This window comes from Massilia sp. P2_C2, from assembly GCF_056404615.1.
Genome location: NZ_JBFUDR010000639.1, coordinates 1 through 925, shown reverse-complemented (window position 1 = coordinate 925; position 925 = coordinate 1). Strand labels below are relative to the sequence as shown.

The following is a 925-nucleotide window of genomic DNA, read 5'->3' as shown; positions in this document are numbered from 1 at the left end:
AACGTCGACAATGCGATGCCGGTCGAGGTGGCCGGCGGCAAACCCGAAGGCACCGGCACCACCGGGGCCGGCGACGTGGGCGCAGGCACTGGCGGTGGCGGGGCCTCCGTCAGGGTGCGCGCGGTGCTGGACCCGGCCAATTGCGAACGCCCGAGGCTGCCGTGGAGCGCCGAACAACGCCAGCTCGCCGGCGATGTGATCCTGGCTGTACTGGTCAACGTCGACGGCAAGGTGACGGACGCACGTCTCGTTCGCTCGAGCGGCCAGCCGATTCTCGACCAGACCGCCCTGAAAAGCGCGCGCAGATGTCATTTCGTGGCAGCGACGATCGACAAGATACCGGTGCCATCGTGGGAGCCATTCCGGTTCTCCTGGGTGAACCATTGACGGCGCGCCTGCAACGGCAGGCGCCCTACGCCTCCATCAGCACGAAATTGCGCGCCACCGGTTGCGTCTCCGCCGGCGGCATCGCCTTCGAAATCAGCCAGCCCTGGATCTCGTCGCATTCGAGCGCGCGCAGCATGTCGACCTGCTCCATGGTCTCCACGCCTTCCGCGACGACGTGCATCGCGAGCGCGCGGGCCATCGTCACGATCGCCCGCACGATCACGATCCCGCCCTCGGTCTTGCCGAGTTGGACGATGAAGGCGCGGTCGATCTTCAGGCCGTCGAAATTGAGCTTGTACAGTTGCGACAACGATGAATAGCCGGTGCCGAAATCGTCCAGCAATACCTTGATGCCGGTCTCGCGGATTGCCTTGATCGCGCTCACAACCGCAGCCGTTTCATTCATCACGGACGACTCGGTCAGCTCGACTTCCACCAGGCTCGCRTCGACGCCATGACGCTCCAGCGCCCCCCGCAGCGTCTGCGCGACATCGGTATCGTTGAACTGGCGTGGCGAGATGTTGATCGACACGGGCAC

At 65.2% G+C, this 925-nt stretch carries 2 protein-coding genes; one reads left to right on the top strand and one right to left on the bottom strand.

Translation table 11 applies throughout. The features are described from left to right. Nucleotides 1–387 (top strand): energy transducer TonB (locus tag AC1DYX_RS31540; RefSeq protein ID WP_477266198.1); only part of this gene is annotated, 387 nt, incomplete at its 5' end. Nucleotides 388–412: 25 nt separating this feature from the next. Here the strand turns inward: AC1DYX_RS31540 and AC1DYX_RS31535 are convergent. Beyond that, on the bottom strand, nt 413–925 hold a 513-nt coding region (locus tag AC1DYX_RS31535), incomplete at its 5' end, for an EAL domain-containing protein (RefSeq protein ID WP_477266196.1).